Genomic DNA, 13,332 nt, shown 5'->3' on the forward strand with positions numbered 1-13,332 from the left:
GCATCAGCCTGTCACCTGTTCCTTCTCCCGTTCCACCGTCCGAACCAACTTCTCGCCCTCGATGTCGACGTTGGGCAGGATGCGGTCGAGCCAGCGCGGGAGATACCAGGCCTTGTCGCCCAGCAGCGCCATGACCGCCGGGATGAGGACCATGCGCACCACGAAGGCGTCGAAGAAGACCGCCGCCGCCAGCGCGAAGCCGATGGACTTGATGAACGCGTCCGGTTCGAGCATGAACGCCGCGAACACGGAGATCATGATGACCGCGGCAGCCGCGACGACGCGCGCTCCGTACTTGAAGCCGGTCACGATCGCCTCGCTCGCGTCGGCACCGTGCACGTAGGCCTCCCGCATCCGCGAGACCAGGAACACCTGGTAGTCCATCGCCAGACCGAACACCACACCGATCAGGAAGATCGGCATGAAGCTGACGATCGGCTGCGGGTTGGACACCAGGCCCAGTCCGCCTTCCTGGAACAGGAACACGGTGGCACCGAACGTCGCGAGCACGCTGAGCAGGAAGCCGAGCGTCGCGGTGAGCGGCACCAGGATGGACCGGAAGACCACCATGAGCAGCAGGAACGCCAGGCCGACCACGACGGCGAGGTAGGGCACCAACGCGTCCTGCAGCCGCTCCGAGACGTCGATCTCGAGCGCGGTCTGCCCGGTGACGCCGTAGGTCACGCCGTACTGCGACTGCAGGTCGCCCTCCGCACCACGCAGCGCGGTGACGAGATTCTGGGTGTCCTCGCTGATGGGCGAGCTCTTCGGGGTCACCGACACCAGCGCGGTGTCGCCCGCCGGGTTGAGACCGGCCTGCTGTGCGTTGGCGACGTCGGGCTCCGACGACGCCCGCTCGACGACGGCGGCGAACGCCGCCGCACGATCGGCCTCCGGCACCGCGCTGCCGTCGACCACCATGAGCAGCTGGCCGTTGCGGCCCGGGCCGAAGCCCTTGTCGATCAGGTCGTACGCCTCGCGGGCCGGCGTGCCCGGTTCCGCCGTGGCGACGGACGGCAGAGCCAGGCGCAGCGACGTCATGGGGCCGGCGATGACGCCGAGCACGATCACACCCAGGACCAGGACGATCGCGGGTCGCTTCATCACGATGCGGACCCAGCGCAGACCGTTGGTCGGCTTGTCGCTGTGTTCGGGATCCGGGACGGTGCGGATCTTCCCGGCGAACGCCTTCCGGCCGAACAGGCCGAGCACCGCGGGCAGCATCGTCAGCGCCACCAACACGGCGACGAACACGCCGAACCCGGCCGCGAGACCCATCTGGGAGAGGAAGGGAATGCCGACCACTCGCAGCGCGACCAGCGCGATGAGGACCGTCGTCCCCGCGAACACCACGGCGCTACCGGCGGTCCCCACGGCGCGCCCGGCGGCTTCCTCGCGATCCTCGGTCTCCGAGAGCTCGTTCTTGAAACGCGCGACGATGAACAGCGAGTAGTCGATGGCGACGGCCAGACCGATCATGATCGCGAGGATCGGCGTGAACTGGGTCAGCTCTGCGAAGCCCGACGCCGTGGTGATGGTGAGACTGGTGACGCCGATACCGACGATGGCCGTGATGAGCGGCAGGCCGGCGGCGACGAAGGATCCGAACATCACCACGAGGACGACGGCCGCGACGGCCAGACCGATGAGCTCGGCCGTCCCGCCCGGCGGGCTGGCCGACTGCATGGCGCTGCCGCCGATCTCGACGGTCAGGCCCGCGTCACGGGCGGGCTGGGCGGCGTTCTCGAGGTCGGTGCGGGTCTGGTCGGTGATGTCGGTGACCGTGCCGGAGATCGGCACGGTGACGATGCCGACGGTCTTGTCGGGCGAGAGCGGTGAGACTGCTGCGGCATCGGCCGCGGCCACGTCCGGCGGCGCGCCGGCCTGCGCGTACTGATCCACGATCGCCTGATTGCCCGCGACCGGATTCAGCAGCGGCTGCGCGCCCTCCGGCACGGGACCGGCGGCCGGATCGACCTTCGCGCTGTCCTTCACGGCACCGATGCCGCGGATATTCGCGATGGTGGCGTCGATGGCCGCGGTGGCCTCGGGGCTCTCCAGGGTGGTTCCGGCCGGCGCCTCGAACACGTACTGGGCGGAGGCCGCCGTCAGCGGGTTCTCGCCCCCGCCGAATCGCTCGGACTGCAGGTCCAGGGCCTGCTGCGCCGGTGTCCCGGGGATGGAGAACGACGTGCTGGTGGGGCCGGACAGCGTCGCGGCGCCGACGCCGGCGAGCACGAGGATCGCGAGCCAGATCGGCAGCACGATGCCTTTGCGTCGATACGCGAACCGCCCGATGCGGTACAGGAAGGTGGCCACGGGTTTTGCTCCTCGGTCGGATGGTTCGACGGTCGGGTGGTTCGAGTCAGACGGACGGGGACGGGCCCGGGAGGGGCGTGTTCAGCCCCTGCTCGAGCTGCTGCAAGGCGTGTTCGACGACCGCGCGGGCCGATCGGTGCTCGGGATCCTCGGCGACGTAGGCCAGCGCGGCGCTCACGGCGGCGCCGACGGAGGCCTGGGCGAGGGTGGGGAAGAGATCGCGGCGGGCGTCGAGGCCCGTGCGCTCGGCGACCACCCGACGGAACTCGTCGGACAGCGACTTGTCGAAGGCGAGCTTCTTGGCCAGGAGCGACGGCGTCTCCTCGATGAAGCGCGCCGTCTCGATGGTCTCCGCCAGTTCGCGCTCGGGGGCGGTCACCACCTCGAGCAGCAGGTACCGCACGGAGTCCCAGAAGTTCTCGTCCGCGGGGCGGTTCTCGAGCAGGTCGACCCACTCGAACGCTGCCTGCTGGAGATGGAAGAGGGCGGCCTCCTCCTTGCTGGAGAAGTAGTTGTGGAAAGTCCGCGTGGAGACGCCCGCGTGGGCTGCGATGGCTTCGGCGGTCACGCCGTCGAAGCCCAGTTCGCGGCCGAGGCTGACCGCCGCGGCGCTGAGTGCGCTGCGCGTCTCCGCCTTCTTGCGGTCACGCAGGCCGGGTTCCGTCGTCACCGCACCCAGGGTACGGAACTTGCGCAGCTCGGCAAGTTTGCAGACGGACGCAATAATGTGACGGTCCCCACCCCACCCGGCGGTGTCGCGGGGACATCAGCGGGGTAGCGGCGCGTCAGCCCCGGTCGGAGAAGAGGTGGGTGTAATCGGGCTTGGCGACGGGGGTGGTCGCCTCGGCCGCGGGCGTCTCGGTGACATCGCCCTCGGCGGACGCGTCGACGGGAGCGAGGAAGAGCGGAGTGGAGTCCATGTGACCCTTTCGGGCAGGGGGAGGGAGCGCAGAATGCCGAAGAGTTCGATGTCCGAACTCGGCGCGCTTCGATCTCGACCCTACGCCATGTCCCGGTCGACCGGATCGCCCCCGCCCCGGCGCGTCGATCGCGTCAGTTCTTCGCCAACGTCACCAGGAAGTCGACCGTGCCGGTGGGCTCGACGGTCACGAATCCGAGCGACGGCGGCTCGACGCCGAAGTCCGTCCAGGTGACCGGAATACCGCCCGAGGCAACGAGATTCGCGCCGTCACGCAACACCGAGGCGTCGACCGTCACCGGCCGGGTCTGCCCCTTGAGCGTCAGTTCGCCGGTGAGGGGGACGGTGGCGGTGGTGCCGTCGGTGGGCACCGACGACAGGTCGACCGGCTCGGTGACGGTGAACGTCGCCGTCGGGTTCGCCGCGACGTCGAAAATGTTGCCGCGGAACTGATTGTCGCGGCGGTCGCTGTCGGTGGTGATGGTGCCCGTCTGCACCACGATCTCGCCGGCGGTCAGCGTCGACCCGTCGACGGTTGCGGATCCGCTCACGTCGCGCGTGGTTCCGACGACCGTGACGTCGGCGCCGTTGAGCACCTCCGCGACGGTGTAGCCGGCGGACGTCGGGTTGCTCTCGCTTCCCGGAGTGACGGTCCACTGCCCGTCCAGGTCGCCCTCGGCGGCGCGGGCCCCTTCCGTGGATACCGTGGCCGCGGGGTCGCTGCTCTCGAGCGAGGCGTAGATGCGTGGCCCGACGAACAGGGCGATCACTGCGACGACCACGACGGCTCCGACGATCCACCACTTCTTCATGGGGTCGACTTTAGTTGTGGTTTCAACGATCTGCGCGGTCGCGAGCTGGGAATCGCCTGTGAAACGACGAAACCCCCCGGTGTGACGGGGGGTTTCGTTCTGGCGGTGGCGGAGGGATTTGAACCCTCGGACGGGGGTTACCCGTCACACGCTTTCGAGGCGTGCTCCTTAGGCCGCTCGGACACGCCACCGCCGACCAGGCTACCGGAGGGGGTGCGCGATCGAGAAATCGCGGCCGGAGCAGGGCCTCAGTGGCCGGTGAGCTTGTCCTTGATGTTGGACGCGGCGTCCTTGACCTTCTCCACGCCGTCCTTGACGGCGGAGGAGGCCTGGTCGCCCTGACCCTCGGCGCGGAGCTGGTCGTCGCCCGTGGCGTTGCCGGCGGCTTCCTTGCCCTTGCCCTTGAGGTCCTCTGCCTTGTTCGAGATCTTGTCGTCCAAGCCCATCGTGCTCTCCTGTTCGTCCCGAAGGACAGTTGCCGCGTAGAACACGGACGTCCACCCCTCCGTTTCGGCGAGGCAGGCGACGCAGCGTTGCGTCTGTCGTTCTACGTCAATGCAGATACCCGGGCTCGCGCCGCGACGAAACATCGCGGGCGCGATGGAAGAAGGCCGTGACCGAATCGGAACACTCGCGTTCCAGCACTCCCCCGGCCACCTCGGGTCGGTGGGTCAGGCGGCGGTCGCGCACCACGTCCCACAGCGACGAGACCGCTCCGGTCCGCGGCTCGTACGCGCCGAAGACGATGCCCGAAATGCGTGACATCACAGCGGCTCCCGCGCACATGGTGCAGGGCTCGAGCGTCACCACGAGGGTGCATTCACCGAGGCGCCAACCGTCGCCGTGCCGCGCCGCGGCGGCCCGAAGGGCGAGGATCTCCGCATGCGCGGTGGGATCGCCGTCCTGCTCGCGGCGGTTGGTCGCCTCGGCCAGGACGGTCCCGTTCGCGTCGACCACCACCGCGCCGACGGGCACGTCGTCGTCGGGTGTCGTCGCGGCGACAGTCAGCGCGCGCCGCATCCACCGCTCGTGGTCCGCGGCGGGAAGCACGTCAGTGCTGGAGCGAGTCGAGCACGGCGGCGAACTCCTTCGCGAAGCCCATCCTCTGCGCGATCATGCCGAGTTGCTCGTCCGGATAGAGATCGGTCTCGGCGACGATGACGCCGAGGACGGGCTCGGGGAGCCCCATGTCGCTCAGCAGGTCGAGATCGCCCTCTTCCCACGGCTCGACGTCGTCCAGCTCGTCGGGGTCGAGATCCGGGACGTCGATGTTGAGGCGGTCGAGGACGTCGGCGGCGATGTCGTAGTCCAGCGCGGCGGTGGCGTCGGACAGCAGAACCCGACTGCCCGACGGCGCGGGGCGCAGGACGACGAAGAACTCGTCGTCGACGTCGAGCAGTCCGAAGACGGCGCCCGCGCTGCGCAGCTCACGCAGCTCGGTCTCGGCGGTGGACAGGCTGGTGAGGGCATCCGACGACAGGGCGCGGCACGTCCACTTGCCGTCCTCGCGCACGACCGCGACCGCGAACCCCTCCAGGTCGTCGTACTCGTCGGAGGAGGCGTTCCCACTCCCACGCTGTGCAGCCATGCGCGCAACCGTAGTCGCTGAGAGCGGTGTCGATACGTCGACCTCCCTGCGGATGTGCTTTTCTCACAGCTGTGAACTCACCCGATCGTCCCGTCTGCGTGCTGGGTCTGGGTCTGATCGGCGGATCGCTGATGCGGGCCGTCGTGGCGTCCGGTCGCCCGGCCCACGGCTGGAACCGCTCCGCGGGCGCCGTCGACGCCGCTCGGCTCGACGGATACGACGTCACCGGCGACCTCGAGACCGCCCTGCGGCGTGCGGCCGACGAACGCGCCCTGGTCGTCGTGGCAGTACCGATGACGGCGGTCGACGACGTCCTCACCGCAGTCGCGACGTTCGCTCCCGACTGCCCGTTGACCGACGTCGTCAGCGTCAAGGTGGAGATGGCGGACGCGGTCGCCCGGCACGGGTTGTCCGCCGCGTACGTCGGCGGGCATCCGATGGCGGGCACGGCGGCGTCGGGATGGATTGCCGCCGACGCCGACCTGTTCCGCAACGCCGTCTGGGTGGTCACGGTCGACGACGGGACCGACCCCGACGTCTGGATGCAGGTGGCCTCCCTCGCCCTGACCTGCGGATCCGTCGTCGTCCCCGCGCGGTCCGACGAACACGACCGTGCCGTCGCCCGCGTCTCCCACCTCCCGCACGTGCTGGCGGAGGTGCTCGCGAGCGTCGGTGCCGACGGCGGCGAACTCGCGCTCCGACTCGCCGCCGGATCGTTCCGGGACGGGACGCGTGTGGCCGGCACCGCGCCCGCATTGGTCTCCGCGATGTGCGACGCCAACGCCGCGGCCCTGCTCGAGGCCGTCGACGATGCCCTGGCCCGGCTCACCAGGGCACGGGAGATCCTGGCGTCGGACTCCTCCACGACGGAGCTGACCCGCGACGGTCACCGCGCGCGCTCACGCTACGAGGCTCAGCTCCAGTGGTGGGAGATCACCGACGTCGTCGTCGGTGCGGACGGGTGGGCGGACGCGATGCGCGATCGGGCGCGGGCGGGCGGCGTCGTGCAGCGGTTGCCGGCGCGCCGCGCCGTCACCTGACCGGGCCGATCAGATGCGGTGGGCCATCCCGTCGTATCCGACGACGAACCCCTCGGAGTCGACCGTGACCTTCGAGTGGCCCATCGGGGAGTCCACCTCGAACTCGGTCGGACCCCCGCGGTAGGAGAGGGTCTCGGCGCGGGCGGTCAGGTCCGGCAGTCCGACGTAGACCACGGGAACCTGCTGGTCTGAGGCGTCCGCGCTGTGGAAGCCGAGACGGCGGATCGCGAGGGTGTTGAAGAACGGGCTCCACACCAACTCGGTGTCCAGCGCACCGTCGAAGTCGCTGCGGGTGGGGGACGCACTGTCGATCAACCAGAACCCCTGCGAGTCACGGCTGATGGAGATCTGACTCTCCCCGGCGGCCACCGCGGACCGCACGGAGAGCCGCTTGGTCACACCGGACTCGTCGGTCACCAGGTCGTACGACGCCGAGAACGCGGGGTGCTCGTCGCAGGCGCCGGCGATGATGCGGCCGGCGGCCTTGATGCGCTTGCCGTTGATCTGCACTCGCACCGATTCCATGCGGGGTGCCTCGAGCGCGCGCCAGGTGAGAACGGCCGGCCACGACGATCCCGAAACGTCGGCGGACGACAGGGACGTGGGTGCGGGAGTGGTCACGTGCACACGGTAGAGCACCGGGCCGCGCCGAGGAGCGGAGCAGCCAGATTTGTCCGTGATCGTGATTCTCGCCTACTCGTCCCGTGCCGGTTGCCGACAACGGCGAGACCGTGACCAGCGAATTCGCGTCGGAACGCGTGAACGACGCCACCAGCACCGATGCCCGCGAGAGTGCTCACAGCCGCGCGATAAGCTGACCCGTGGAGTGCCGGGAAGTCTGGTCGGCGGCTCACCGGTGGCCTCATGCCGGTCCCGACCGGTCCCCGAACGAAAGTCTCCGATGCCTGCCTCTCCTCGCCTGTTCGGCCTCGGCTCCTGGTCCGAAGCGTCCCGGATCACCGCCGTGCTGCGCCGCGAGACGGTCGGCGGTGCCCTGTTGCTGGCTGCCGCGGTGACCGCCCTCGTCTGGGCCAATTCCCCGTGGTCCGCGGCCTACCACTCCCTCATGGACCTGCGCGTCGGACCGTCGGCACTGCATCTCGACCTGACGCTGGCGACCTGGGCGGCCGACGGGCTGCTCGCCATCTTCTTCTTCGTCGTCGGCCTCGAGCTGAAACGGGAGTTCGTGGCGGGCGACCTCCGCGATCCCGCCCGCGCCGCGCTGCCGATCGTCGCCGCGGTGGGCGGCATGGTCGCCCCCGCGCTGATCTACGTGCTGATCAACGGTCTCGCCGCCGACGGCGCACTCCGCGGTTGGGCCGTCCCCACGGCCACCGACATCGCGTTCGCCGTCGCGGTCCTCGCCGTCGTCAGCTCGCACCTGCCGATCGCGCTGCGCACGTTCCTGCTCACCCTCGCCGTCGTCGACGATCTGCTCGCGGTGACGGTCATCGCGATCTTCTACACCGACGAGCTGAACGTGGCCGCGCTCGCCGGGGCGATGGTGCCGCTCGCGCTGTTCGCCCTGGCCGTCCAGAAACGAATTCGATCCTGGTGGTTGCTGATCCCGCTGGCCGTGGTCACGTGGGTTCTCATGCACGAGTCGGGAGTGCACGCGACGGTCGCGGGCGTCCTGCTGGGCTTCACCGTGCCGGTTCTGCGGAGCCGGGCCGCGGGTGGGCCCGAGGCCGGACCGGGTCTCGCGGAGCACTTCGAACACCGCATCCGTCCCCTCTCCGCCGGGGTGGCGGTCCCGCTGTTCGCGTTCGCGGCGGCGGGCGTGACGGTCGGCGGTCTCGTCGGACTCGGCTCGGCGCTGCGCGACCCCGTCGCCCTCGGCATCGTGGCGGGACTGGTGATCGGCAAGTTCCTCGGCGTGTTCGGAACCACCTATCTGGTGGGTCGGTTCACCCGCGCCACCCTCGACGAGGGGCTCGCCTGGCGCGACGTGGGCGGGGTGGCGATGCTGGCCGGCATCGGGTTCACCGTCTCGCTGCTCATCGGGGACCTCGCGTTCGGCATCGGGTCCGAACGCGACGATCACGTGAAGGTCGCCGTCCTTACCGGGTCGGTAGTGTCCGCGACGCTGGCCACGATCGTCCTGCGCAGCCGCAACCGCGTCTATCGCGCACTCGAGGAGGACCAGCTGCGTGACGACGACGGCGACGGCATTCCCGACGCCTACCAGCGGGGGAAGCAGGACGGTCCGGCTGGACGGTAGCGCGGCGCCACGGGCCTGTCGGTGCCTCCCGGTAACGTCTGCGTCGGTCGAGATCGGGTCGCACGGCGCCGGTCGGTGGGACGAGTGATGCGGAAGCGAGGACCGGCGTGGGCACAGGCACGATGGTCGGTCTCTTCGCCGGCATCGGTGGCCTCGAGCTGGGTCTGACGCAGCACGGGTGGTCCACCGAGTTGCTGTGCGAGATCGATCCCGGTGCCGGATCCGTCCTCCGGACGCGGTTCCCCGACGTGCCGCTGCACCGCGACGTCACCGCGCTGCGGTCCCTTCCCGCGGGCACGGAGCTGGTCGCCGCGGGCTTTCCGTGCCAGGACCTGTCCCAGGCCGGTCGCACCGCGGGAATCACGGGGGCGCGTTCCGGCCTGGTGGACCACGTCTTCCGCCTCGTCGCACGCCGCCGCGGCCCGCGCTGGCTGGTCATCGAGAACGTTCCCTTCATGCTGCAGCTCGGTCGGGGGGCCGCCATGCGGCACATCACGCACGCGCTCGAGGATCTCGGCTACACATGGGCGTACCGGGTGGTGGACGCCCGAGCGTTCGGGCTTCCGCAACGCCGCCAGCGTGTGGTGATGCTGGCGTCGCGGACCGAGGATCCTCGAGAGGTGCTGTTCGGCACCGACTCCCTCGTGCCGCACCCGGTGGAATCCGAGTCCGTGCCCTGCGGCTTCTACTGGACCGAGGGGGTGCGCGGGCTGGGGTGGGCCGTGAACGCGGTGCCCACGCTCAAGGGAGGATCGACGCTGGGCATCGCAAGTCCGCCGGCGGTGCGTCTGCCCGCAGGCGAGCTGGTGACGCCCGGCATCACCGACGCCGAACGCCTCCAGGGTTTCGACGCCGGATGGACTGCACCGGCCGTCGACGTCCCCGGGGTGCGGGCCGGCCACCGCTGGAAGCTGGTGGGCAACGCGGTGAGCGTGCGGATGGCGTCGTGGATCGGCGAGCGGCTGGCCGACCCGATGGTGTACGACGCCTCGGCGGACGCGCCGATCGTTCCCGGGCAGAGATGGCCGACGGCGGCGTGGGGACGTGACCGCCGGGCCTACCGAGTCCCGGTCGGTACCTGGCCCGTCGAGAACCCGTACGAGGATCTCGCGGACTTCCTGACGGAGCCGAAGTTGTTGTCGGAGCGGGCCACCGCCGGTTTCCTCCGCCGCGCGCGGTCCGGCAACCTCCGCTTCGAGCCCGGATTCCTCGACACCGTGGACGCGCATCTCGCGCGGATGCGGGCCGAGGACCGCGAGCCGGTGCGCGTCGCCTGATGTACCCGCTGACGTTCGCGCTCGACTTCTCCGGCGACCGCCCCTCCCCCACCGCCGACCGCGGGGAGAAGAAGAACTACGCCCAGCGGCTCTCCAACCACCTCGCGCAGGTGGTCGCCGACGGTCTGCGTCCGCGCTACCCGTCCATCACCCCCGATGCCCACGGGGTGGGCCAGGAGGCGCAGGTCGACGTGGCCAAGGGCCGCAAGCGACTCGACGTCAAAGCGCTCGACCCCACGCTCGGACTGATCCTGTGCGTGTCCATCAAGACCTACAGCTTCCAGGACTACAGCCCCACCACCGGGCGGTTGGGTCGCTGGACCAAGAACATCGTCCGCAACGATCACGAACTGCGCGGCGAGGCCATGGTCCTGCATCAGCGGCAGCCGTACAGCGTGCTCGTCGGCGTGATGTTCGAGCCGTGGTCCACCTGCGAGGACGGTGATCCCACCAAGTCCAGCGACGTCGGGAAATCGTCCTTCGCCCACCACGTCACCACGCTCGCGAAACGGTGCGGGCGCGGGAAACGACCCGTCGTCGGCAGCAGCGAACGAGCGTGGGTGGATCTCGGGGCCGAGGACACGCGCTACGACCTGTTCGAGAAGGTCTTCATCGGCTTGTACGAGCCGGACGGGCCGTACCGCGGCGACGTCCGGTTCTTCGACGTCGAGGACGCACCGCCCCGCAACGGGCGCCCCGCCGAGCGGTCCCTGCTGCACTTCGACGAGTTCCTCGACGTCGTGCACGCCGAGGTGGAACGCCGAAACCGCTTCGCGCCCAGCTGGTCCGAGCCGGACGACGAGGACTGACGCCCGCCATGGCCGAGCGTCCGCGCACCGACGCCGCCACCAGCGCGCGCCTGTCCAAGCAACGCCGCCGCGACACGAAGCCGGAGCTCGCCCTGCGGCGCCTGTTGCACGCGGCCGGTCTGCGCTACCGCGTCGACCGGGCTCCGCTTCCCGGACTGCGTCGTCGTGCCGATGTGGTGTTCACCCGCGCGCGGGTGGCGGTCTACGTGGACGGGTGCTTCTGGCACAGCTGTCCCGTGCACGCCACCCACCCCCGCAACAACGCGCAGTGGTGGGCGGACAAGTTGGCGGGCAACGTCGCTCGCGACCGCGACACCGACCGGCGACTCGAGGAAGCCGGCTGGACGGTGGTGCGGATCTGGGAACACGAAGATCCGACGGCCGCGGCCGAGAAGGTCGTCCGCGCCGTGCGGGCCGACGAGGCCGACGAGCCCGACGAGCCGAGCGACTAACGCTCGTGACGGCCGCCGCCGGTCTCCGGCGAGTGCGGACTCACCGGACCGCGATCGTCGCCGTGCCGCTCACCGGCGGCCGGCGCCCCGGTACCGAAGCCGAGGGGGCCGGCCGAGTCGATACCGTCGCGTGCTCCCTCACGCCCGCCACCGCGGACGGTCTCGTCGCGCACGTCGCCACGCACGGCGTCGTCACGCCCGTCGCCACGCACGGCGTCGTCACGCACCGCGTCGTCACGTCCGTCGCCACGCACGGTCGGATCGAGCTTGTTCGCCCGCTCCCACTCCTTGTCGAGCTCGTCGCGGCTGCTGGCCGCGTCGCCTCGATGCTCCTGCGCGCGCTGGGCGGCCAATCGGGCTTCCGCGGCCTTGGCGTCGGCCTCGGCCGCGGCGCGGCGCGCGTCGGCCTCGGACTTCTGCGCCAGGGCCTCGCGCTGTTCCACCTCCGCGGAGCGCTCGGCCGCCTGCTCGCGGATGCGCTGCGCCTCCTCGAGGCGCTTCTGCTTGCTCTTCTTCGACAGCGCCACGGCCACGGCGGCCAACAGCAGCACGACGACGACGGCCACGACGATCCACACGGTGGTGTTCATCCCGGGCGGCTACCCGGGTGGGTGCCCGTTCACACCCCGAGCGGCTCCCCGATCACGCGGGGGCTCCCCCAATCGGGGGAGCCGGACCGTATTCGCGGTGCCGTTCGTGCGGTCACAACCACTTCTGGCGACGGAACACCAGATACAGCACGCAGGACGCGACCAGCATCGTCGTCACGGCGGCGGGATACCCGAAGCGCCAGTGCAGCTCGGGCATGTGGTCGAAGTTCATCCCGTAGACCCCGGCGATGAGCGTCGGCGCGAACAGGATGGCGCCCCAGGAGGAGATGCGCTTGACCTGTTCGTTCTGCTCGAGGCTCACCTGCGTCATGGCCCGCATCTCGTCGTTCTGCCGCTGACCGACCAGCGTGGTGTGGACGGACAGCGCGTTCTGCAGCGTCGCGCGGAAGGAATCGACGCGCTCGGTGATGCGGATGGCATGGTCGAGCACGTCGCGCAGGTTGCGCCGCAGCTCGAGATCCACGTTGTACTTCTCGGAGCCGCGCCCGAGCGCCTCGATCATCGCGACCAACGGGTGGGTGGCGCGCTGGAACTCGATCACCTCGCGCGAGAGTTCGTAGATGCGGCGGGAGACGTCGGGATCGCCGTCGAAGAGCTGGTCGTCGATCTCGTCGATGTCGTTCTCGAGCCCCTTCACCACGGGCTCGTACTCGTCGACCACCTGGTCGAGGATCGCGTAGAGCACGGCCTCGGCGCCCAGGTCGAGCAGGGCCGGTGCGCTCTCGAGCCGTCGGCGCACCACGGAGAGATTCGGCGATTCCGCGTGCCGGATGGTCACCACGAAGTCCGGTCCGCAGAAGACGTGGACCTCGCCGAACTCGACCTTCTCCGTCTCGTCGATGTAGCGAGCCGGGTGCAGCACGACGAAGAGCTGATCGCCGTACCGTTCGAGCTTGGGCCGCTGATGCGCGGAGACCGTGTCCTCCACGGCGAGCGGATGCAGACCGAACTCCTCGGCCACGGACGCGATCTCGTCCTTGTCCGGCCGGTACAGACCGATCCACGCCATCCCGCCGCACTTGCGGAGCAACTCGTAGGTCCGATCGAGGCTCTCCGGCTGCTCGGTGCGCGCACCCTGCACGTACACGGCGTTGTCGACGATGGTCACGTCGTCCTCCTCACCCGTTGCTCGGCACTCGCCCCCGACCCGTCGAGGAGTCTGTCACGGTCGGCAGCCCGGTTCTCGAGAGACTTCGACGGTTTGACATCCGTACCGTGCGCACCACGCGTCGGTACCCCGCCGACGGCGCTCCACTATTGCTCGTTCGGCGCCCTGTCACCGGC

At 70.0% G+C, this 13,332-nt stretch carries 15 protein-coding genes and 1 tRNA gene; 5 read left to right on the forward strand and 11 right to left on the reverse strand.

Annotation, left to right across the window (positions count from 1 at the left end):
- Positions 1–3 precede the first annotated feature (3 nt).
- The 8 genes from A3Q40_RS17455 to A3Q40_RS17485 all read right to left on the reverse strand — a co-directional run bounded on the left by A3Q40_RS17455 (position 4) and on the right by A3Q40_RS17485 (position 5,638).
- Positions 4–2,319, reverse strand: coding sequence for an MMPL family transporter (locus A3Q40_RS17455; protein WP_068104144.1), 2,316 nt, complete (start codon positions 2,317–2,319; stop codon positions 4–6).
- A gap of 46 nt (positions 2,320–2,365) precedes the next feature.
- The gene (locus A3Q40_RS17460; RefSeq protein WP_235606350.1) at positions 2,366–2,989 is read right to left on the reverse strand and encodes a TetR/AcrR family transcriptional regulator; all 624 of its coding nucleotides are present in this window, start codon (positions 2,987–2,989) and stop codon (positions 2,366–2,368) included.
- 115 nt (positions 2,990–3,104) lie between these two features.
- Positions 3,105–3,239: a hypothetical protein gene (locus A3Q40_RS21045; protein WP_256365877.1), complete on the reverse strand. Its 135-nt coding sequence runs from the start codon at positions 3,237–3,239 to the stop codon at positions 3,105–3,107.
- Positions 3,240–3,372: 133 nt separating this feature from the next.
- Positions 3,373–4,050, reverse strand: coding sequence for a YceI family protein (locus tag A3Q40_RS17465; RefSeq protein WP_068104147.1), 678 nt, complete (start codon positions 4,048–4,050; stop codon positions 3,373–3,375).
- A gap of 100 nt (positions 4,051–4,150) precedes the next feature.
- Positions 4,151–4,241 (reverse strand) — tRNA-Ser (locus A3Q40_RS17470).
- 57 nt (positions 4,242–4,298) lie between these two features.
- On the reverse strand, positions 4,299–4,496 hold the full coding sequence (locus A3Q40_RS17475) for a CsbD family protein (protein ID WP_068106530.1): 198 nt from the start codon (positions 4,494–4,496) through the stop codon (positions 4,299–4,301).
- A 106-nt stretch (positions 4,497–4,602) separates the two neighbouring features.
- The gene (locus A3Q40_RS17480) at positions 4,603–5,070 is read right to left on the reverse strand and encodes a nucleoside deaminase (protein WP_068106533.1); all 468 of its coding nucleotides are present in this window, start codon (positions 5,068–5,070) and stop codon (positions 4,603–4,605) included.
- A 31-nt stretch (positions 5,071–5,101) separates the two neighbouring features.
- The gene (locus tag A3Q40_RS17485; protein WP_068104148.1) at positions 5,102–5,638 is read right to left on the reverse strand and encodes a tRNA adenosine deaminase-associated protein; all 537 of its coding nucleotides are present in this window, start codon (positions 5,636–5,638) and stop codon (positions 5,102–5,104) included.
- Between the two features lie 131 nt (positions 5,639–5,769).
- Here A3Q40_RS17485 and A3Q40_RS17490 point away from each other — a divergent pair, with 131 nt between their 5' ends.
- Complete coding sequence (locus A3Q40_RS17490; RefSeq protein WP_235606608.1) at positions 5,770–6,678, forward strand: prephenate dehydrogenase; 909 nt, start codon at positions 5,770–5,772, stop codon at positions 6,676–6,678.
- A gap of 9 nt (positions 6,679–6,687) precedes the next feature.
- On the opposite strand, the gene A3Q40_RS17495 is transcribed toward A3Q40_RS17490, so the two are convergent.
- Positions 6,688–7,299: a putative glycolipid-binding domain-containing protein gene (locus A3Q40_RS17495; protein ID WP_308125011.1), complete on the reverse strand. Its 612-nt coding sequence runs from the start codon at positions 7,297–7,299 to the stop codon at positions 6,688–6,690.
- 280 nt (positions 7,300–7,579) lie between these two features.
- On the opposite strand from A3Q40_RS17495, the gene nhaA reads away from it, so the two are divergent.
- From nhaA to A3Q40_RS17515, 4 genes are all read left to right on the forward strand, one after another.
- Positions 7,580–8,899 (forward strand): Na+/H+ antiporter NhaA, encoded by a 1,320-nt coding sequence (nhaA, locus tag A3Q40_RS17500; protein ID WP_068104149.1) that lies wholly within the window; start codon positions 7,580–7,582, stop codon positions 8,897–8,899.
- 122 nt (positions 8,900–9,021) lie between these two features.
- Complete coding sequence (locus tag A3Q40_RS17505) at positions 9,022–10,176, forward strand: DNA cytosine methyltransferase (protein ID WP_068106542.1); 1,155 nt, start codon at positions 9,022–9,024, stop codon at positions 10,174–10,176.
- Complete coding sequence (locus tag A3Q40_RS17510) at positions 10,176–10,985, forward strand: hypothetical protein (RefSeq protein ID WP_068104151.1); 810 nt, start codon at positions 10,176–10,178, stop codon at positions 10,983–10,985. Before A3Q40_RS17505 ends, A3Q40_RS17510 begins: the two co-directional genes overlap by 1 nt.
- Before the next feature lie 8 nt (positions 10,986–10,993).
- Complete coding sequence (locus A3Q40_RS17515) at positions 10,994–11,437, forward strand: very short patch repair endonuclease (protein ID WP_068104153.1); 444 nt, start codon at positions 10,994–10,996, stop codon at positions 11,435–11,437.
- On the opposite strand, the gene A3Q40_RS17520 is transcribed toward A3Q40_RS17515, so the two are convergent.
- Positions 11,434–12,027, reverse strand: a complete 594-nt coding sequence (locus tag A3Q40_RS17520) for a hypothetical protein (protein WP_068104154.1) — start codon at positions 12,025–12,027, stop codon at positions 11,434–11,436. The two genes, A3Q40_RS17515 and A3Q40_RS17520, sit on opposite strands and share 4 nt — an antisense overlap.
- A 112-nt stretch (positions 12,028–12,139) precedes the next feature.
- Complete coding sequence (corA, locus tag A3Q40_RS17525) at positions 12,140–13,156, reverse strand: magnesium/cobalt transporter CorA (RefSeq protein ID WP_068104156.1); 1,017 nt, start codon at positions 13,154–13,156, stop codon at positions 12,140–12,142.
- Positions 13,157–13,332 lie beyond the last annotated feature (176 nt).

It is taken from the genome of Rhodococcus sp. PBTS 1 (genome assembly GCF_001620025.1).
GTDB classification, from domain to species: domain Bacteria; phylum Actinomycetota; class Actinomycetes; order Mycobacteriales; family Mycobacteriaceae; genus Rhodococcoides; species Rhodococcoides kroppenstedtii.